Raw genomic sequence first — 20,597 nt, forward strand, 5'->3', positions numbered from 1 at the left:
CTTTCCAAAACACACAATAGCGACCCGCCGCTTAGGCAGCCCGTAAAACCCATCTCTCAAACGAGGCGTTTGCCTTCTTCTGTCAGCTTCGCCCCGCCAAACACACGCCCCGGCCCTAGGAGCATCTGGTCATGGCTGGCCCCAGAGGGAATCATGGGGAAGCAACATTCCTCTTGCGCTACATGGACATCCACCAACACCGGCCCATCATGCGCCAACATAGTGGTAATGGCCTCATCCAACCCGCCCAGCGTCTCAACCCGCAACCCACGGATACCAAACGACTCCGCCAGCTTCACAAAATCCGGCAAAGCTGCACTGTAAGACTGAGAATAGCGGGATTCATGCACTAGCTCCTGCCATTGGCGTACCATCCCCATATAATGATTATTGAGGATGAAGATTTTCACCGGCAGGCGATATTGGGCGATTGTTCCTAACTCCTGAATATTCATCAGGGTAGAGGCCTCACCGGCAATATCAATCACTAAAGCATCAGGATGAGCAATCTGCGCGCCTTCTGCTGCTGGCAGGCCATAGCCCATTGTACCTAGCCCACCGGAGGTCAACCAATGGTTAGGCTCATCAAAACCGAAATATTGCGCCGCCCACATTTGATGCTGCCCAACCTCGGTCGTAACAAAACAATCCCGCCCGCTAGCCTTCACCTTTTCATACAAGCGGCTTAACGCATATTGCGGCTTAATAATGGCTGTATCGGCTTTATCTTGCTCAAAGCCAAAGCCCTCAACAGCGCGCCATTGGGCAATCTCCTGCCACCAGCTGGAAAGGTCCGCTGCTTGCGTATCCCCCCATTCTGCCAGCAAGGCCTTTAAAGTCGCCTTGAGGTCCCCCTGCAAAGCGACATCAACCTTTACAATCTTACCAAACTCACGCGGGTCAATATCCGCCTGAATCTTGAAGGAATGAGGGGAGAACCCATCCACACGGCCCGTTACCCGGTCATCAAACCGTGCCCCAAGGGCTACCAGCACGTCACAATCATGCGCGGCCATATTCGCTTCAACCGCCCCATGCATCCCCAACATGCCTAAAAACGGCTCACTAGAGGACGGATACGCCCCTAAACCCATCAGAGTAGAGGTCACAGGGAAGCCCGTTTTCTCCGCTAACTGACGTAGCAATTTTGCGGCTTCCGGCCCGGCATTAATAACGCCACCCCCCACATAAAGCAGCGGCTTACGGGCGTTCTTCATTGCCTCAATCGCACGCTTTACCGCATGCCCCTCCAGAGATGGCCCCGCCTCTTTACAAGCAGGTTGTGCCGGGCGCGGCGGCAAGGGGGCTTCCGAGACTGTGATATTCTTAGGTAAATCCACCAAAACCGGGCCGGGCCTGCCAGAACGCGCTACGGCAAAGGCCTCGCGAATCGTAGGGGCTAAAGCCGCAGCCTCACGCACTTGGACGCTCTGCTTCGTAGCGGGGCGCGTAATGCTCACCATATCCGCCTCTTGGAAGGCATCCTTCCCGATTAAAGGGACAGGCACCTGCCCAGCCAAACAAACAAGCGGGATGGAATCCATCTTCGCATCCATCAGACCTGTTACGGCATTGGTTGCACCGGGGCCGGATGTCACCAACACCACACCCACTTTACCTGTGGAGCGTGCATAAGCTTCCGCCGCATGGGTTGCCGCTTGCTCATGCCGGACGAGAATATGACGGACCGCCTTTTGCTTAAAAAGCGCATCATAGATAGGGAGGACCGCACCACCAGGATAGCCGAAAATGACATCCACGCCTTCTTCTTCAAGAACGCGTAAAATGACCTCAGCACCTGTTGCCATCATCGGAGCTGTCTCGCTGGCAGGCATGGCGTATATCCTCTCGCCGGTTAACGCAACGCTTCTGCTCTATCGCTCTAAACCGGCTCCGTCAATTCTAGATGATATAAAATATTCAATTTCGCGCATTTTTTCACTCAAAAAGAACTCTTTTCCGCTCGTTCTGTGAAATATTATTTCGCCATCTCCATCTTTGCTAAGAGCATGATGGCGGAACCATGTCGCTTGGCGGCGCGTATAACGGCCAATGGCGCGGGTCGCTTGTAGGCGAGCTTCATCAAGGCTCCATTGTCCCTCTAGCACTTGTCCTAACTCTGGCACACCATGCGCCCGCATAGCAGGGAGGCCCTCAGGGAGGTTCTGACGTCGTAGCGCGGCGACTTCCTCCATCGCCCCAGCCTCCAGCATGGCATCAAAGCGTTGAGCAATGGCAGAACGTAACTCATCACGCGGAGGATCCAGCATGAGGGATATAAACCGGTAAGGTGCTGCCGGTAGGCCCTCCGCCGCCCTCCATGAGGCTAAACCCCGGCCTGTTCCCATCAGCACTTCCCAAGCCCGACTCACACGTTGAGAATCTTGTGGGTGAAGATGAGAGGCTGTTTGAGGGTCTGCCTTCATCAATTTTTCGTGTAACGCTTCAGGCCCAATCTCCATAAGCAGGGCGCGGGCTTGTTGGCGTGCCTCTGCCCCGGGGTCGGGGACTTCCACAAGGCCATCGGTCAAGGCGCGTAGATACATACCCGTCCCCCCGCAGAGGATAGGCAACCGCCCTGCGGCGCGGCATTCTGCCATTATAGCGAGGGCCTGCTTACGCCACCATGCAACACTACCTGCTGTAGCCGCAGGCAAAACCCCATATAAACGATGCGGAATCGCCTCCTCCTCCGCCTCACTTGGGCGGGCAGTAAGGATGCGTAACTCCCGGTAAACCTGCATAGAATCCGCATTAATGACCGTACCACAATACAGGTCTGCCAAATGAAAGGCCAAAGCTGACTTGCCCGAACAGGTCGGTCCGGCCACAATAAGGGCGTTTTCAGAAGAGCTCATACACTTATTCTGCCATATCTTCTGATGTTTTAGCGAGAGATGTCATGTCCCTACCTTGTGTTCTGACTCTTGTTGCCAATCGCCGCAATGGGACCCTTCCCAAAGAGGCGATCGACATTGCCCGCAATCTTGTCAAAGGTGAACCGCCGGTCGTGCTGTCCGAGGGTGAAGCCGTTGATATTTTTTGCCCGCCTCCCGGCCCCGGTGATGCCACGCCTGCAACAATCCGTGCCGCCCTTGCCCCTTATAAGGTCGATGCTATCCTCACCAAGACGCGTGGCCGCCGTAAGGCTGTCCTCGTCTCCGATATGGATAGCACCATCTTTGATGGCGAAACGCTGGATGACCTCGCCAAGGCCACCGGCACAGGTGACTATGTCGCCGAGATTACCAAACGCGCGATGAATGGCGAGATGGAGTTTGATGAATCCCTCCGCAAACGGACCATCGGGCTAAAAGGCCATCCTGAATCCTTGCTAAAGGACGTGCTAGAGAAGCTCCCCTTCACCGATGGGATTAAAGAGCTTGTCCAGACCATGAAGGCCAATGGCGCACGCACGGCTCTCATCTCCGGTGGGTTTGACTGGTTCACCGAGCGTGCGGCTAAAAAGCTCGGCTTTGATGAGCATTACGGCAATCTCCTTGAGATTAAAGACGGAATCATCACAGGTCAGCTCATTGGCGATATTCTCGGCCCAGATGCTAAGAAGAAACATCTTGAGCAAATTTGTGCCGAGCGTGGTGTTCAGCTCTCTGCCAGCATCACAACTGGTGATGGGGCTAATGACATCCCCATGCTCCAAGCCGCGGGGCTTGGCATTGCCTATCATGCAAAGCCAAATGTCCGCCAAGTGGTGGAGCAACAAGTCAACTTCACAGGGATGCGGACGCATCTCTTTGCCCAAGGCTATAAAGCCTCCGACATTGTCGGCGGGGAGTAACCTTCCCCTCACCCCTATGCCTTCGGCATCTCCATAACGGAGAGCCGGGGTCTAGGGCTTCTCCTTATGCATCTTATATTTTAGGCAAGCCTAAAAACGCCTCTCGCGTTTCGCGCCTTGTTTTTTTGCCAAAACATGACTGCCTAGACGCTCCAACACTTCTTTAAGTGATTCATCATCTATACCCTCCACTGCGATGGACGCCCCATTGCATTGCTTAGGGCGAGGGGGGGATTTTCTCTTTGGTTGGACCGGGCGATCCTGCAATAATTTAATCTGCGTTAGAGCATCTGCCCCCGATAAACCACAAGCTGTATTAATATTGGCCAAAATACGCGGGGCTGCATATTGCATCTCCACCGCTGCGGGGCCACAACATCGTATCGTCAATACACCCGGCCGCAAACGGCATGGCTCGCTCACCTCTGCCAAGGCTGTCCCTACAAGCGTCTCCCACTCCATAAGCAGACGCACATAAAGGGGCGATTTTTTACGGAAGATTGGCTGGGTTAATCGTGGTAAAAGCGCACCTATCATCCGCCCCCCAACCCGGCGATACTCTGTCTTATCCGCTTTCTTTGTCTTTTTTTCCGATGAATCTTCCGTCATATACTGCCCCATTATTCCCCCTTCATCATAGCGTACTAAGCCCATCGTGACACCTAATTCCGCCCAACTTCTCCAATGGTATGACCGCCACCGCCGTAACCTCCCATGGCGTGCAGCCCCCGGCCAGCAAGCAGAGCCTTACCATGTCTGGCTCAGTGAAATCATGCTCCAGCAGACTGTCGCGCAAACAGTCATCCCTTATTATGAGCGTTTTTTAGAGCATTTCCCCACAATTGATGCTCTCGCCGCTGCCCCCTTAGAGACAGTCCTCCAACTTTGGGCGGGGCTTGGTTATTATGCACGGGCCCGTAACTTACATGCATGTGCCAAAGCGGTTCACGAGATAGGAGGATTTCCCCGTAATATTGAAGCCCTACAAAAACTCCCCGGCATTGGGGCTTATACCTCCCGTGCAATTGCGGCCATTGCTTTTAATATTCCCACCGTGCCTGTTGATGGCAATGTGGAGCGCATCACAGCACGGCTCAATGCTGTGGAGGAACCTTTACCCGCCTCGCGCCCGCTTTTAGCTCAGCTTGCCAGCCATCTAAATGATGACCCCGCCGCACAAGCGCGCCCTTCCGATTTTGCACAAGCTTTGTTCGACCTCGGGGCTAGCCTATGCTCTCCCCGTTCGCCCTCCTGCTTAACCTGCCCATGGCATGAAGAGTGCCTCGCCCGAATACACAATCTAGCCCCCCTGCTCCCTGCACGGGAGAAGAAAAAACCACGCCCCACGCGCCATGCCATTCTTTTTCGCATCATTGATGCCCAAGGCCGCGTCTTACTCCGCCCCCGTCCTCCATCAGGCTTATTAGGTGGCACAGATGAACTCCCCGGCACGCCATGGGCGGATGACAAAATAACCCCCTCCCTTACACAGCTTAAAAAAACAGCTTTTACACATGATGCGCCCTTCCCCACCCAATGGGAGCATTGCGGGGAGGTGAAGCATATTTTCAGCCATTTCACCTTAATGGTCCATATTTATGGTTGCACCTTACCGGCTAAGAGCAACTACCCTATCCCTGCCTCTTATGGTCGTTTTCTCCCCTTTAAAGAGGCCATTCTCTCTAGCGTGATGAGGAAGTGCCTCCTCATCGGGACACAGCATAAACCTGTTATGCGCTAAATTGTTTCACATGAAACATAGAGACATAAAAAGGGAGGCTAGACCCCAGCCTCCCTTCCCTCATAAGGTCACATGCCAGCAAAATTAGGCAAGCTTCTTTACCAGCCCTGCCACATGCTGCCCGAGGAAGCGCGCACCCTCTAGCTCTGTCTCACTTGGCTGACGAGAGCCATCACCCGAGGCAATTGTCGTCGCCCCATAAGGTGCACCACCGGTAATCTCATCATTACGCATCTGCCCTTGGAAGCTATAAGGCAGCCCACTAATCACTAAGCCATGATGCAACAAGTTAGACATCAAAGAATAAAGCGTTGTCTCCTGCCCACCATGCTGGGTCGCTGTGGAGGTAAAAACAGCACCGACCTTACCAATCAATGCCCCTTTTGCCCAAAGACCACCCGTTTGGTCCCAGAAATTGGCCATCTGCGCTGGTAAACGCCCAAAGCGCGTAGGTGCCCCAACAATAATACCATCATAATGAACCAAATCATCAGGCGAGGCGATTGGGGCTTTTTGATCCACTTTAAAATGATGCGCCTTCGCCGCCTCTTCGGGCACTAATTCCGGCACACGTTTTACATCTACCTCTAGCCCAGCTTTGCGCACACCCTCTGCAATATTATAGGCCATTGTCTCTACATGACCATAAGAGGAATAATAAAGAACAAGAATCTTCGACATATTATGCCACCTCCCGCGTGGCCTTCTCCATTAGAAGGCATCTCACCCCGCACACTAACGCACAGCCCTTAACGCGCATAGAACAAAAACGGAAAGGAAGCTTTTCAGCTTTCCCTATTATTCCGCCATGAAGGAGCTTCAAAATGGCGTATGAGATGCTCCATCAACAACGTAACGCGTTGTGGGCGCAAAGCCCGCCCCGTTGTGACAAGATACAACCCTACATCCTCCACATGCCAACCAGGGAGAAGCCCCACCAATCGCCCTGCCTTCAACGCGTCACTTACTAAAAACTCTGGTAAAAGACTAAAGCCTAACCCCGCTTCTAAAGCCGGGAGAAAACCCTCTACATTATCTGATTGAAGGCGCGCCTTTTGGGAGAGCATATAAACCTCCCCTTTATGCACCCCCTCCCCCATAAGGCGAATCATCCCCGGTGCCACACCATTGCTATAAATAAAGCTCTTTTGGCCTTCTAAATCCCGTGGGTGTGTTATCCCCCCTAAAGAGGCCGCATAGGAAGGGGCTGCAACAAGCAACCGCCGCACGGTACACAACTTCCGCGCAGTTAGCGCGGAATCAGCTAGCCGGGTAATACGAATTGCAAGGTCATAACCTTCGGCAATCAGATCCACAAAAGAATCACTAAAATTAACCATAAGGTCAATTTCTGGATATTCTTTCAAAAATGAAGGGAGAATAGGCGAAATATGCCGAATACCGAAAATCGTAGGGGCTGTTATTTTAATAAGGCCAGAAGGCTGAACCTTCCCCCCACGCGCTTCAGCCTCTGCTAACTCCGCTTCTAAAAAGATGCGATTTGCCCGCTCCAACACCATATGCCCAGCTTGTGTGATAGATATATGCCGAGAATTGCGGCTGAATAACGACACACCTAAAGACTGCTCTAAACGACTCACCGCTTTAGAGACAGTCGGCGGGGAGAGTTGCAGTTCCTTCGCTGCCTGCGAGAAAGAGCCATATTCAGCCACTTTGGCAAAAATAGCCCATGCTTCAAAGTCTGGTAATTTCATAATCTCTTATATCCTTCATATTAAGCACAACCAAAAGCAAAACTAAAAAGCCATCTTTTATGGAAACGAAATCTTTCATTTCTTTCTATATAAAGCATCTTTATCACATCCTACAGTCCCTCCATCTATTAATGAGGGAGTATCAACATCATGATTGAGAATCGTCCTTTTGCAACATTAGGTCATGCCGATCACGGGTGGTTAGACGCCCATCATCATTTTTCCTTTGCTCAATATATGGACCCTAAGCGTATGAATTGGGGTCATCTCCGCGTATGGAATGATGATGTTATCGCCCCCGGTACAGGGTTTGACACCCACCCTCATCGGGATATGGAGATCATCACCTATGTCCGTGAGGGGGCTATTACCCATAAAGATAGCCTCGGCAATAGCGGCCGGACGGAAGCTGGTGATGTACAAGTGATGTCTGCTGGGACAGGGATATTCCATAGTGAATATAATCTTGAGGCCATCCCTACCAAAATATTCCAAATATGGATCATCCCCACATCCAAAGGTCATGCGCCCTCCTGGGGGACGCGTCATTTTCCCAAAAATGACCAAACAAGCCAAATGAGCATCCTCGCCTCCGGCTATACTGAGGACGAGGGGGCTTTACCTATCCACGCAGATGCCCGTGTAGTTGGCTTCAATTTACAAAAAGGTCACGATATCCGCTATCAATTAGGGAAAGACCGGCTGGGCTATCTCGTCCCCGCTAAGGGCAGCCTTCTCCTTAATGGGCAAAGCATCACATCCCGCGCTGGGGCCGCCATCACCCAACAAGATGCTATAACGATAAAAGCCTTAGAGGATACAGAAGTGATTTTAGTCGATACAATCGCCTAATCCCAAACCTACCACATAAGACGATTTTATGGTTTCATCTAGAATGTTTCCCGTGAAACCTATAAGCCTATAGTGCGTTGCAACAGGATTAATTTATGCTTCATGACCCTATATCTGACAAAGCTGCACCAATGATTACACATAATCTCTATCTCCTTGGCGCAACAGGTCAGATAATGGGGCATGATAGCCTCGCTGATGAGATTATCCTTCAACCTTTTAATGTGCATCAACTTCCAGGGCTTATGATGCGTCTTAATGAGCCGCTTTCAGCCCCGGTCTTATCATATGAGACGGCAGATGCTCTTAAAGCGCGGTTTCACAAACGCATCTCTCTGCCCTTTCCACTACCAGAGAGTGAGCTTACACCTACGGATCATGGTGTAATAACCCTCCGTAATACCGAAACAAACCACCATTGGCTTACCCTTACAGATAAAGCGAATACGCTTGATTTTACGGTAAATCGTCAAGAAGAAGCATATCCTTTTCTCCCCTTAACGATAGAGAGCTATAAAGGGCTTGCACGCCTCATCGACCAAAACCAAGCCGAGATACGCGCATTAAATCAACATGCTGTTGGTGCAGCTCATTTTTCATCAGAGGTGCCCTTCCATCTCCATATTGGAGAGATTGACATTCCCCTTCCTAAAAATCTTGCTGAATTAACACGCCTTGGGCAACTCCCCGCCGGACAACAAGATGTCATCACCTTACAACAAGGTGATGATCCCTCCCTTGCCTCTACCTTCATCATCCATATCCACACATAAAAAAACCCCCTGCGTTATATACGCAGAGGGCTTTTCCCTAGTTTAGCGTAGGCGCTTAAACCAGCTTAGCAGCCTTTTAGAGCCTTACGGACCCCTTCGGCATAGGCAGGGTCAACCTTCTCAAACAGAGCAAGCTGACGGTCGATGATATTTTGCGGCACACCAGCCATAGCCCCTGCGATATTGTTGAACAGACGCTGCTTCTGCCCCGCATCAAACAGATGGAACAAAGCACGCGGCTGAGCGAAGTCGTCACCATCCTTACGATGCTCGTAATAGGTGGCATCCCCACTGACACGTAGCGGCGGCTCCATCGCTGCTAAATCCTCTACCGGGCCACCAAAAGAGTTTGGCTCATAATAATCGCCATCGCCACGCTTTGGCACATCATGGAGCATCGGCCCATCAAGATGATAATTCTTCACCTTGATTTTAGGACGGTTAATCGGCAATGCCTCATAATGCGTCCCAACACGGTAGCGATGCGCATCTGCATAGGCGAAGATACGCCCCTGCAACATACGATCAGGAGAGAAACCAATACCCGGCACAATATTGGATGGAGAGAACGAAGCCTGCTCAACCTCAGCGAAGTAATTCTCTGGGTTGCGGTTAAGCTCTAGCTCACCAACCTCAATCAACGGATAATCCTTATGAGACCAAACCTTGGTTACATCAAACGGATTAAAGTTGACGCGCTCGGCCTCTTCTTCTTCCATCACCTGGATATAGAACGTCCATTTGGGGAAGTTCCCCTTCTCGATGTTCTCATACAGGTCTTCTTGTGTGGACTCACGGGTCTTAGCAACAACCTCGGCCGCTTCCTCAGTTGTGTAGAACTCATGACCTTGCTGGGTCTTGAAGTGGAACTTCACCCAGAAGCGCTCACCTTTCGCATTCCACATGGAGTAGGTATGGCTGCCATACCCGTTCATGTTACGGATGCCTTTAGGGATACCACGATCAGACATCAGGATAGTGACCTGATGCAAGCTCTCTGGGCTAAGAGACCAGAAGTCCCACATCGCTGTAGCAGAGCGCAGATTGGTGCGTGGATGACGCTTTTGCGTATGGATGAAGTCCGGGAACTTGATCGGATCACGGATGAAGAAGACCGGCGTGTTATTACCCACCAAATCCCAGTTACCGTCATCGGTATAGAACTTCAGCGCCCAACCGCGTACGTCACGCTCGGCATCAGCAGCCCCGCGCTCACCAGCAACGGTGGAAGCCCGCAAGAACATCTCCGTCTTTTTCCCAACCTTGGAGAAAAGAGACGCACATGTGTATTTCGTGATGTCCTTTGTGACAGTCAATGTCCCATGGGCACCAACACCCTTGGCATGGACGGTACGCTCTGGGATACGCTCACGGTTCTGATGAGCCAGCTTTTCAATTAGCTGATAATTTTCCAGCAGCAACGGACCACGAGGACCAGCAGATTTACTGTCCTGATTGCTCACCCAAGGGGCACCAGCTGTTGTGCGAATGATGTTTTTATCAGACATTTAAAGGACTCCTTCCTTACTATCTGATGTCAGAAAATAGGTAGTACCTACGGAAAAAGGAAAATGATTAATCCTGTTTCTCTAATAAACAGTCCCAATTTACCCCGGTACCAACCCTTGGTTAAAGAGGCTAAGCAAGTTTGAGGATACTGTCTATCCCCTTTTTCTTTAAAAAAAGACACAATATCGTTTCATAACTATCTCTTATGTAAGATAATCATCTTTTCTTATGAGAATGATTTTCAATAACATCCTATCGTTATTTCAATTATAATAAAAATATATCAAACTATTCCCAAAACATAGGCTGTTTCTATGTTTTTTAAAATAACCGAGCAATTTTCATAAAAATAAAGGTCACGGCCATAGCAGCCACACATAGCCCACCAGCAAAGATGGTACCTAACCCACCAGAAGCTAAAAACATACCGCCAGTATTCATCCCAAAGAAGCCCGTTACTAACGTGGCAGGGAGCATAAGGGTCGTCACAATAGAGACGATGCACAGGCGGCGGTTTGTTTCTTCAGCTTGACTAGAGGCAAGCTCATCTTGCAGCGAGCGCGCGCGGTCTTGCAAAGCGATGAGGTCATCCAACGCAGCATGAATCTGCCGCTCGGCACGGTCGCGCAAATCATCCTCTGCCCAATCGGGGAGGTCGAGATCTTCATCACGCAATACACGGTCAATCGGCATGACAACGCGCCGCAGCTCTGTCGCACGGCGGCGCACTTTACCTACAATCCCACCGAGATGCCCAAGGTCGGAGCCATGCTCAATAGCTAAGAGGACATCTTCCGCACGGTCTAATTCATCATCAAGCTGGCCCAGTTGGCGGCGTACCGTCCCAGTAAAATCCCTCAAAACACGGTCTATAACCCCAGCGGGATTACGCGGGACACCTTGTGTTTGTAAGGACCGATAAGCCGAACCTAAAACAGGGATAGGCGTACGGCGTGTGGTGATGAGCAAATTTTGCCGCATCGCAAACCGCCATGCACAAATCTCGCGATCTTCCTCCGCCAACGCATCATCAAAAGCCGGTAAGGCCCCCCAAACCGTATCATCCGCGGCTTCCAACGCAATGCCGTAATCCGTCTCTGCTAACATCATGCCGACATCTTCTGGCATACCAGGCAAACGCCCCACATGGCTGCGTGCAGAGCGATGAACCGTATCAAAATGCAGCCAACACCATGAGTTAGCCTCTAACAACACATCATTTTCTGGGTCTCCCACACCGGGAGATTGCAAAATACGTTGGACCTCATCAGCCTCCAACGGGGTGATGCCCTTCCCCGGCACAGCCTCAATCGCCCAAACAAGCCCCTTAATGCGTGGGACGGAATGAGCCTCCTTTAAAGCAGGGTCCAGCACTGTAAAGGAAAAATTTGGAACAGTATTGTCGGGCATAACCACCCCCATTACAGTTTTTAACCTGGACCAAAGCCAACGGACCTCCCCTCCTAGAGGAGGAATAAAACCACGCCAAAGAAAAGCGTGCCCTGTTCTCTGACACGTTGCTAAATAGGACGCAATATAGGGAGGCTTATTTTCTAACAGAAACTCTTAGTAACCTCTCCTTCCCACCGCTTGTGCAACACTCTATAAGTTATGAGGTCCAAAAACAGCAAAAAGCTGAGGAACAATAAATGAGTAAACAGGATTACAAAGTCCGCGATATGTCCCTTGCCGATTGGGGCCGTAAGGAAATCTCTATCGCAGAAGGGGAAATGCCGGGCCTGATGGCTCTGCGTGCCGAATATGGCAAAAGCCAGCCGCTTAAAGGCGCGCGGATTGCTGGCTGCCTGCATATGACCATTCAAACCGCTGTCCTTATTGAGACACTCATCGCCCTTGGGGCAACGGTCCGTTGGTCCTCTTGCAATGTCTTCTCCACACAAGACCAAGCCGCCGCAGCCATTGCTGCAGCAAATATCCCCGTTTTCGCGTGGAAGGGGATGAATGAGGAGGAGTTCATTTGGTGTATTGAGCAGACCATCAAAGGCCCTGATGGCTGGACACCTAATATGATCCTTGATGATGGGGGAGACCTTACAACCCTCATGCACGAAAAATACCCCGACCTTCTCAAAGAGGTTCGCGGTATCTCTGAAGAAACCACAACAGGCGTGCATCGCCTTTGGGAGATGGAACGCAAAGGGCTGCTGAAAGTCCCTGCTATTAATGTCAATGACAGCGTGACGAAATCGAAGTTCGATAACCTTTATGGGTGCCGCGAGAGCTTGGTTGATGCCATCCGCCGCGGGACTGATGTTATGATGGCTGGCAAAGTCGCTGTCGTGGCTGGTTATGGTGATGTGGGTAAAGGCTCTGCCGCCTCTCTGCGAAGTGCTGGCTGCCGTGTGCTTGTCACAGAGGTGGATCCAATCTGCGCCCTTCAAGCTGCTATGGAAGGGTATGAAGTCGTCACGATGGAAAATGCCGCTCCGCGTGGGGATATTTTCGTCACTTGCACCGGTAATGAGGACATCATCACCATTGAGCATATGCGTGAGATGAAAGACCGGGCCATTGTCTGCAATATCGGACATTTTGATAGTGAGATTCAGGTCTCTGCCCTGCGCAACCATAAATGGACCAATATTAAACCACAGGTTGATGAGATTGAGCTTGCCCCTAACCGCCGCTTAATCCTCCTCTCTGAAGGGCGTTTGGTGAATCTTGGTAATGCAACAGGTCATCCCTCTTTTGTGATGTCTGCCTCCTTTACCAATCAAACCCTTGCACAGATTGAACTTTGGAACGCTAAACCCGGCCAATATAAGGCGGGGAAAGTGTACACATTGCCAAAGATTCTTGATGAAAAAGTCGCTGCCTTGCATCTCGCAAAGGTCGGAGCCACTCTCTCTAAGATGACGCAAGCGCAAGCTGATTATATCGGTGTTTCCCCAACAGGGCCGTTTAAGCACGACCTGTACCGGTATTAATCACTGCCATTTATCATGCTCTCTCTGCCTTCATCTCATATGAAAGCAGGGGGCGTGATAAAATCTTTTCACGCCTATTTTAAGGAAGGACTACATCATGGGTCTTTTTAACGACATCGTCTCCAAAGTCTCGCACTTTGCCAAAAGCCTGCTTGGCACGTCCCCTGCGGAAGCCGCTGACAATGCTGCACCATCTGCCACGCCTTCTGTTGCGCAAGTCGATGTAGATGCTGTTCTAAAAGAGCTGGCTGCTAAGGCAGGACAGCCTTTAAATTATAAAGAATCGATTGTTGATCTTCTCAAGCTCCTAGGGCTCGACAGCTCCTTACAGGCTCGTCAATCCCTAGCTGATGAGCTGCATTATACAGGCGATAAAAACGATACCGCCACGATGAATGTATGGCTCATTAAGCAAGTTTACACAGAACTTGCTAACAATGGTGGCAAAATCCCCGCTGGTTGGGGCCATTGATAGCCAACACCCCCTTATAACCTTACCTCTCTAACAAAACCCCCTCTATCCAATCAGAATAGAGGGGGTTTTCTGTACCAATTAGCTTAGGGTCAAATATCCAAAAGCAAACGGCGTGGGTCTTCAATCAACTCTTTTAACCGCACGAGGAAGCTTACCGCCTCACGTCCATCAACAAGCCGATGATCGTAAGAGAGGGCCACATACATCATAGGCCGGATGACCACCTGCCCATTGCGGGCAACAGGCCGCTCCTGAATTGCATGCATACCCAACACCCCAGATTGCGGGGCATTAAGAATGGGCGTGGAGAGCAACGAACCAAAGATTCCACCATTCGTGATGGTAAAGCTCCCCCCTTCTAACTCTTTAAGAGCAAGACCACCTTTACGGGCCCGTTTCCCATAATCGGCAATGCGTTTCTCTAGCTCCGCAAAACTCAACGTCTCTGCATGACGCAGAACAGGCACCACCAAGCCGCGCTCTGTTCCCACAGCAATGCCAAGATTAACATGATCCCGATAAACAATCTCTTGGCCGTCAATCTGTGCATTTAGGATAGGATAGTCCTTTAAAGCCCCTATAACAGCGCGAGCAAAAAAGGACATAAAGCCCAATCGGGCACCTTCATGCTTCTTCTCAAACAAATCCCGATATTGAGCGCGCAATTCCTTCACCGCGCTCATATCAACCTCATTAAAGGTTGTAAGAATAGCCGCGTTATTTTGCGCCGCCTTTAAATTACGGGCGATGGTTTGGCGAAGGCGGCTCATCGGTACGCGCCGTTCCCCTTCATTCCCCCCAGCCACATGCTCTATGAAAGGTTCTTTCTCTTGCCTATCATCCTTCACAGATACAGCCTCTTGAGGGGCGGGAGAGGCCGGTGGGGCATCATCAACCACCGCAGGCGTAGGCTCTGGGGCGTGTTCATCCACCGTCTCTTTTGGAGCAACGCGCGGTGGTGGTGCTGTCTCATCAATAAGAGCGACAACCTGCCCGACATCAACATCAATGCCCTCGGCAAGGTCATATGTTAATTGCCCTGCCGCTGGTGCGGGGACATCTAGGGTCACTTTATCCGTCTCTAGCTCTAAAATCGTTTCTCCAGCCTGTACATACGTACCAGACTGCTTGAGCCAACGTGCCACGGTTGCCTGATTTAGGCTCTCCCCAAGCACAGGGACCTTAATTTCAACCGTCACCTTATGTCTCCTGCTTTTTTAGAACTTGAAAAACGGGTTTTACCCCCCACTTGCCAGAAAAGGCCTCGCATTTCATTCCCTTATATCTCCTGATGAGACAATAGGGTAAAGCCTTCTCTTACTTTTTTCATCTTTCTTATAGGAAAAGACCATGCCACGCACACCCCCTGATTTCCTTCAATCAGACCATATATCAGCCCGCACGCGCTCTGCGCTGTTACAACGTATGGAGGATGAACAAGGCAAGAGAGAGCATCTCTCTGCATCGTCTTTTCATTGTTTAGAGCAAGTTTGCGATGATATTTTGCCACAAAGCTCTCTGCTTGGTGATGTTCACCTTAACCTTGCTGTTATGATTGATAAAACCCTCGCCGGGCCGGGTGATGGATGGCGTTTTGCCGACCTCCCAACTGACTTAAAAGCTTGGGAGATGGGCCTAGCTTCTCTTAATGATTACGCTCAGCATCTTTTTGGCTCCTCTTATACAGCCTTAAAGGCTGAAGATCGTGGCTCTCTGCTTGATGATGCTTTTGCAGGCACATTACCAGCTTGCTCTTCCGCTGCTTTTTCCCCTGCCCAGATGGCTTTGTGGAGTGGGGATATGCGCACGGCGATTGTATCGTCTTTTCTGGCGCATCCTATAGCGCAAGATAAGCTTGGTATTTCTGCCAATATGACCGGTGGAGATAAGGAAATACAAGGATTTTCGGCTCATAGCTTAGAGCAAAAAGAAGCGTTTGAGCCTGAAAATGAACGCCGTTTTTTGAATCGGAATCATCCATAAAACATGGTGGGATAAAGGGCTATATGTGAGAGAAAAGTTCCATCCGTAGAGGGTTCAGCTTTAAAGCGAAAATGACGTGAAATCATAGCGTGCGTGAGAAGAAAGACCGACAACACAACATTTTAATTTATAAAATTATAAATTGATGATGTGGTTAAACCCTGTGAAAACTGGGGTACCCGGCTTTCTAAAAATGTACCCCAGCTTACTCACACTGTGTACAACTTCACTAAGCAAGAAGACTCAAGGCCTCTAGGATGTTATCCTTCTTTTTCCACAATGGGCCTGTGTACAATCCCCTTTTTATAAGGGGGTACAGTACCGTCCCCAGTACTCGGTACCGCTCTCATAAAAGCCCGTACAATCCCCATGTACCCCAACCTAAACCACTTTATCCATAAGGTGATGGACATAGTTTGATGACGCAGAACATGATGAATGATGTTTCACAACAAATTGCTGATGTTGTTGTTATCGGTACAGGGGCCGGTGGTGCCCCTCTTATAGCGCGGCTGGCCCAAGCAGGGCGAAAGGTCGTAGCGTTGGAAGCAGGACCGGCTTTTCAAGCGCGGTCCCATACGCCTGATGAGCCAACCGCGCAGGAGCTTTATTGGCTGCATGAGCGGCTCTCCGGTGGGAAGACCCCACAAGCCTTTGGTGGCAATAATAGCGGGACGGGCCTTGGGGGCTCTTTGCTTCATTACGGGGCATTTTTACCACGAATGGATAAGCGGGAGTTTCATCTCCATAGTGAGACCGGCCAAGGGGTTGATTGGCCCTTCGGTGCTGAGGAGATTCAACCTTATATAGAGGAGGTTGAACGCTTTATCGGGGTTAGCGGCCCAGCGCATTATCCGTGGGATGAAAGCCGCCATTATGCCTATCCTCCTTTGGCCCCTAATGCAGCAGCCCTTAAAATGCGGAAAGCGTGCGATAATGTAGGGTTACGCCATGCGGATGGGCCTGTAGCTGTGATTTCGCAAGGGCGTGAGCAGCCTCATTTTGGTCATCGTGAAGGGTGTGTTAATTGCGGGGCCTGCCATCAAGGTTGCCGCAATGGGGCGAAATCAGGTGTTGATAATACCTATTTACCGTTAGCTTGCGCTCATGGGGCGGAGTTGCGTCCCGGTTGTATGGCAACAGCTTTTGAGCGTGATAGTCAGGGGCGGATTACAGCTGTCATTTATGTAAAAGATGGGCGAGAAGAACGGCAAAAATGTAAGGCTGTTGTTCTTGCCGCTGGGGCGGTGGAGACGGCTCGCTTATTACTGCATAATGGTCTGGCCAATAGCTCCGGCCAAGTGGGGCGGAATTACATGACACATGTCTCCACCCAAGTGTGGGGCGTGTTTGATGAGGAAATCCGGCCGAATAAAGGATACCCATCTCTTACGATTACTGAGGATATGCTCCGGCCTAAGGATGCGGATTTTGCGGGGGGTTATTTGCTACAATCCCTTGGTATGATGCCTCTGACATGGGCGGCAAATCTTGTGCGTGCTGATGGGCGGCGTGGTGAAGCTTTAAGCCAAACTTTGGCCGCCTATAATTATAGTGCCGGTATTGGGATGCATGGGGAGAGCCTCCCACGGGAGGAAAACCGCGTAACCCTCTCGGAGGAGAAAGACGCTTTTGGTCTGCCAAAACCGCGCATTGATTACAGTTATGGCCCTAATGAGGAGGCCATGCACCGCCATGCTACCCGTCTGATGGTGAAGATGTGGGAGTCGATCGGGGCGAAGGATATACGGGTCATAAGCCGTGCTGCCCATATGATTGGCACATGCCGTATGGGTAAAGATGCAGGCTCTGCGGTGGTTAATCCCTATGGCCGTAGTTTTGATATTGAGAATCTATGGATAAGCGATCACTCTACCTTCCCTAGCTCTGGGGCGGCTAATCCTGCTTTGACCATTATGGCACTTTCCTTACGAACAGCGGATGCGCTGCTAAAGGTTGTGTAAGTATGATGATGTTAAGTGAGAGGGGGCGTCTTGACAGTATCGGCCCCTTTCACTTAATGAGGGGTCGGACCTTATGGAGGCGGCGTCCTGCCTAGCCTGCCGGGTCATTCCCTTCGCACCGGAAGGCAGTTTTGCCAGTCTTTCTTTAGAGAAACGTCATTTTGCTTGTCTCTATTGATTGGTAGTATTTGGGGGCCTTTATCGGCCCTTAGTCTGGACTTCCGTTTTCTTTCCTATTTTCACCCTTCGTGAGAGGGGCTTATCAAGGCGCATCATTTCATGCATCTCGCCGAATTGAAGAAGAAATCTCCCGCTGATCTATTGGCTTTTGCTGAAGAATTGGAGGTTGAGAATGCCTCATCCCTGCGGAAGCAGGATATGATGTTCGCTATTCTCAAAACTCTTGCCGAGCGTGAACAGGCTATTTACGGCGAGGGCACTCTTGAGATTTTGCCGGATGGTTTTGGCTTCCTTCGTAGCCCAGAGGCAAACTACCTTCCCGGCCCTGATGATATTTACGTCTCCCCTGCGCAAGTGCGGCGTTTTGCCTTGCGGCCGGGTGATACGGTGGAAGGGGAAATCCGCGCCCCACGGGATGGCGAGCGTTATTTTGCCCTGCAAAATGTCAATACGATCAATTTTGAAGCCCCAGAGCAAGTCCGCACGCGGATTAATTTTGATAACCTAACACCGCTCTTTCCTGAGCGTCCTTTGCGGATGGAGACAGAGCAGCAAGATGCTGTTAATGCCGCCCCTGCCCCAGCAAAAAGCAAGGGACGGGACCGTAAAGACCAAAAAGATTATACCTCCCGCGTGATTGACCTTGTCGCTCCTATTGGGATGGGCCAGCGTGCGTTGATTGTCGCCCCCCCGCGGACGGGTAAGACGGTCATGCTGCAAAGCATTGCGGCCTCTATCTCGGCAAATCATCCTGATGTGTTCCTCATTGTTCTGCTTATTGATGAGCGACCTGAGGAAGTGACAGACATGGCCCGCTCTGTGCGCGGTGAGGTTGTGTCCTCCACCTTTGATGAACCCGCTCATCGCCATGTGCAGGTGACGGAAATGGTGTTGGAGAAAGCCAAACGTCTTGTTGAGCATAAGCGCGATGTGGTCATCTTGTTAGATTCCATCACACGTCTTGCGCGTGCCTATAACACGGTTGTGCCGTCATCTGGTAAGGTGTTGACCGGTGGTGTGGATGCTAATGCCCTCCAACGGCCTAAACGCTTCTTCGGTGCGGCGCGTAATATTGAGGAAGGCGGCTCCCTTACCATTATCGCTACAGCCTTGATTGATACAGGCTCCCGTATGGATGAGGTCATCTTCGAAGAGTTTAAGGGTACAGGTAACTCCGAGCTGATGTTGGATCGTAAATTGGCTGATAAGCGGACCTTCCCCGCTATCGACATCACCAAGTCCGGCACGCGTAAGGAGGAGCTATTGGTGGATCGTGCCTCCCTCTCCAAAATGTGGGTCCTTCGCCGTATCTTGGCTCCCATGGGCACGATGGATGCTATGGACTTCCTGCTTGATAAGCTGCGCTATAGCAAGACAAATCAGGATTTCTTCGATGCGATGAATAACTAGATTATTATAGTTAGTAAGTTGCTGCAAAAAAGGCAGGCCTTCATTAAGGGGCCTGCCTTTTTTATAACGGGTCTATGTTAGTGGGCTGTCCTTCAATGAGGGATCAACATATGGAGCAGGCTGGCCACCAGAATAATGGTGACCGTGCCCGCTATCCAGAGGCTGAGGAACCAGCCTAGACGCTTACAAAAAGAAGTGGGAACCTTTTTTGCATCATATGTGATGAATTTAGTGATATCCATCGGCTTTGGTGACCTTTCCACGGAAGAGATAGTAAGAATAAATTGAGTATCCTGTAATGATAGGGAGTAAGATAACGGTCCCAACAAGTTGGAAGAGCTGGCTGGGAACAGGTGATGCTACATCCCACAGGGTTAATGTTGGGGGAACAGCGTAGGGCCAGATGGTGATAGCTAGCCCCACCAAACTTAGTAGGAACCATCCTATAGTGCAGAGGAAGGGTGTAATAGTGTGGTCTTTATCCAAACTGTGCCACATCATAAACCCAAATAGGGCTACGAGTAGCGGGACAGGCAGGCCGAATAGAATGTTCGGGAAAGCAAGCCAGTGATGAAGATAGGGCGCATGGAGGAAAGGCGTCCAACAGCTAACGGCAATGATGCAAAGAAGCATTAGGATAGATAGCCGTTTAGACCAACGGCGGCATTGTGCTTCTAGCTCATCGGATGTGCGCCAGACCAACCATGTTGTGCCTAAAAGGGCATAGCCGATGATGACAGAGAGGCCACAAAGAACACTAAAGGGTGTTAGCCAATCCATTGGGCCACCGGCAAAAGCACCGTCATGAGTGTGGATTCCTTGGACATAGCCTCCAAGAATACATCCTTGGCAAAAGGATGCGAGCATGGAGCCTGCCATGAAGCCCTTGTTCCAGAATGTCCGGTAACCGGGGGAGTGCGCCATGATGCGGAACTCAAAGGCAACACCACGGAAGATTAGGGCACCCAGCATTATGATGATGGGAATATAAAAAGCGGGTAGTAATGTACTGTAAGCACCGGGGAAAACACCAAATAATGTTGCACCCCCTAAAACCATCCATGTCTCATTACCATCCCAGACAGGGGCAATGGTGTTGATCATAACATCGCGGTGCTCTGGCTTTTTCTCAAAAGCAAAGAGCATACCAATGCCTAAGTCAAAACCATCCAGAATGACATAGATAGAGATGGCTAGAATGACGATGAAAGCCCAGATGAAGGGCAAATAATAAGCAAGACCGGACAT

At 50.7% G+C, this 20,597-nt stretch carries 18 protein-coding genes; 9 read left to right on the forward strand and 9 right to left on the reverse strand.

The genetic code is table 11. The features are described 5' to 3' along the window. Positions 1-56: 56 nt before the first annotated feature. Both ilvB and miaA read right to left on the reverse strand, forming a co-directional pair. The gene (gene ilvB / locus NQF64_RS04475; protein ID WP_266106623.1) at positions 57-1,835 is read right to left on the reverse strand and encodes a biosynthetic-type acetolactate synthase large subunit; all 1,779 of its coding nucleotides are present in this window, start codon (positions 1,833-1,835) and stop codon (positions 57-59) included. A 39-nt stretch (positions 1,836-1,874) separates the two neighbouring features. Next, entirely contained in the window at positions 1,875-2,858 is a 984-nt protein-coding gene (gene miaA, locus NQF64_RS04480) for a tRNA (adenosine(37)-N6)-dimethylallyltransferase MiaA (RefSeq protein ID WP_266106624.1), read from the reverse strand. Between the two features lie 44 nt (positions 2,859-2,902). Here miaA and serB point away from each other — a divergent pair, with 44 nt between their 5' ends. Continuing rightward, positions 2,903-3,799 carry a phosphoserine phosphatase SerB gene (gene serB, locus NQF64_RS04485; protein WP_099026629.1) on the forward strand — a complete coding sequence of 299 codons (897 nt, stop codon included), beginning with the start codon at positions 2,903-2,905 and terminating at the stop codon, positions 3,797-3,799. A 90-nt stretch (positions 3,800-3,889) separates the two neighbouring features. Here serB and NQF64_RS04490 read toward each other — a convergent pair whose 3' ends face one another. Continuing rightward, on the reverse strand, positions 3,890-4,408 hold the full coding sequence (locus NQF64_RS04490; protein ID WP_196424797.1) for a DUF721 domain-containing protein: 519 nt from the start codon (positions 4,406-4,408) through the stop codon (positions 3,890-3,892). A 46-nt stretch (positions 4,409-4,454) separates the two neighbouring features. Here NQF64_RS04490 and NQF64_RS04495 point away from each other — a divergent pair, with 46 nt between their 5' ends. Further along, a complete protein-coding gene (locus NQF64_RS04495) occupies positions 4,455-5,540 on the forward strand; it encodes an A/G-specific adenine glycosylase (protein ID WP_266106625.1) in 1,086 nt (361 codons plus the stop codon). Positions 5,541-5,624: 84 nt separating this feature from the next. Here NQF64_RS04495 and wrbA read toward each other — a convergent pair whose 3' ends face one another. Both wrbA and NQF64_RS04505 read right to left on the reverse strand, forming a co-directional pair. Then, positions 5,625-6,221: an NAD(P)H:quinone oxidoreductase gene (wrbA, locus tag NQF64_RS04500; protein WP_155572496.1), complete on the reverse strand. Its 597-nt coding sequence runs from the start codon at positions 6,219-6,221 to the stop codon at positions 5,625-5,627. A 104-nt stretch (positions 6,222-6,325) separates the two neighbouring features. After that, positions 6,326-7,255 (reverse strand): LysR family transcriptional regulator, encoded by a 930-nt coding sequence (locus NQF64_RS04505; protein ID WP_266106626.1) that lies wholly within the window; start codon positions 7,253-7,255, stop codon positions 6,326-6,328. A 150-nt stretch (positions 7,256-7,405) separates the two neighbouring features. Between NQF64_RS04505 and NQF64_RS04510 the strand changes: the two genes are divergently transcribed. Together NQF64_RS04510 and NQF64_RS04515 are read left to right on the forward strand one after the other, a co-directional pair. Continuing rightward, entirely contained in the window at positions 7,406-8,107 is a 702-nt protein-coding gene (locus NQF64_RS04510; RefSeq protein ID WP_266106627.1) for a pirin family protein, read from the forward strand. Between the two features lie 131 nt (positions 8,108-8,238). Continuing rightward, entirely contained in the window at positions 8,239-8,880 is a 642-nt protein-coding gene (locus NQF64_RS04515) for a hypothetical protein (protein WP_266106628.1), read from the forward strand. 65 nt (positions 8,881-8,945) lie between these two features. Here the strand turns inward: NQF64_RS04515 and NQF64_RS04520 are convergent, their stop codons facing one another. Then, positions 8,946-10,388, reverse strand: a complete 1,443-nt coding sequence (locus tag NQF64_RS04520) for a catalase (RefSeq protein WP_099026622.1) — start codon at positions 10,386-10,388, stop codon at positions 8,946-8,948. A gap of 322 nt (positions 10,389-10,710) precedes the next feature. Further along, positions 10,711-11,799, reverse strand: coding sequence for a CorA family divalent cation transporter (locus NQF64_RS04525; protein WP_099026621.1), 1,089 nt, complete (start codon positions 11,797-11,799; stop codon positions 10,711-10,713). 239 nt (positions 11,800-12,038) lie between these two features. On the opposite strand from NQF64_RS04525, the gene ahcY reads away from it, so the two are divergent. Together ahcY and NQF64_RS04535 are read left to right on the forward strand one after the other, a co-directional pair. Then, positions 12,039-13,337: an adenosylhomocysteinase gene (gene ahcY / locus NQF64_RS04530; protein WP_099026620.1), complete on the forward strand. Its 1,299-nt coding sequence runs from the start codon at positions 12,039-12,041 to the stop codon at positions 13,335-13,337. Between the two features lie 97 nt (positions 13,338-13,434). Then, positions 13,435-13,809, forward strand: a complete 375-nt coding sequence (locus NQF64_RS04535) for a DUF3597 domain-containing protein (RefSeq protein ID WP_155572502.1) — start codon at positions 13,435-13,437, stop codon at positions 13,807-13,809. Positions 13,810-13,901: 92 nt separating this feature from the next. Here NQF64_RS04535 and sucB read toward each other — a convergent pair whose 3' ends face one another. Further along, positions 13,902-15,011 carry a dihydrolipoyllysine-residue succinyltransferase gene (sucB, locus tag NQF64_RS04540; protein WP_266106629.1) on the reverse strand — a complete coding sequence of 370 codons (1,110 nt, stop codon included), beginning with the start codon at positions 15,009-15,011 and terminating at the stop codon, positions 13,902-13,904. Between the two features lie 151 nt (positions 15,012-15,162). Here sucB and NQF64_RS04545 point away from each other — a divergent pair, with 151 nt between their 5' ends. The 3 genes from NQF64_RS04545 (at position 15,163) to rho (ending at position 19,349) form a co-directional block, all read left to right on the forward strand. Next, a complete protein-coding gene (locus tag NQF64_RS04545) occupies positions 15,163-15,795 on the forward strand; it encodes a gluconate 2-dehydrogenase subunit 3 family protein (protein WP_266106630.1) in 633 nt (210 codons plus the stop codon). 431 nt (positions 15,796-16,226) lie between these two features. Beyond that, positions 16,227-17,759 (forward strand): GMC family oxidoreductase, encoded by a 1,533-nt coding sequence (locus tag NQF64_RS04550; RefSeq protein WP_099026720.1) that lies wholly within the window; start codon positions 16,227-16,229, stop codon positions 17,757-17,759. A 279-nt stretch (positions 17,760-18,038) separates the two neighbouring features. Next, the gene (gene rho / locus NQF64_RS04555) at positions 18,039-19,349 is read left to right on the forward strand and encodes a transcription termination factor Rho (protein WP_099026616.1); all 1,311 of its coding nucleotides are present in this window, start codon (positions 18,039-18,041) and stop codon (positions 19,347-19,349) included. 228 nt (positions 19,350-19,577) lie between these two features. Here rho and cydB read toward each other — a convergent pair whose 3' ends face one another. Then, a complete protein-coding gene (gene cydB, locus NQF64_RS04560) occupies positions 19,578-20,597 on the reverse strand; it encodes a cytochrome d ubiquinol oxidase subunit II (RefSeq protein ID WP_155572504.1) in 1,020 nt (339 codons plus the stop codon).

The organism is Bombella saccharophila (assembly GCF_026385475.1).
GTDB classification, from domain to species: Bacteria; Pseudomonadota; Alphaproteobacteria; order Acetobacterales; family Acetobacteraceae; genus Bombella; species Bombella saccharophila.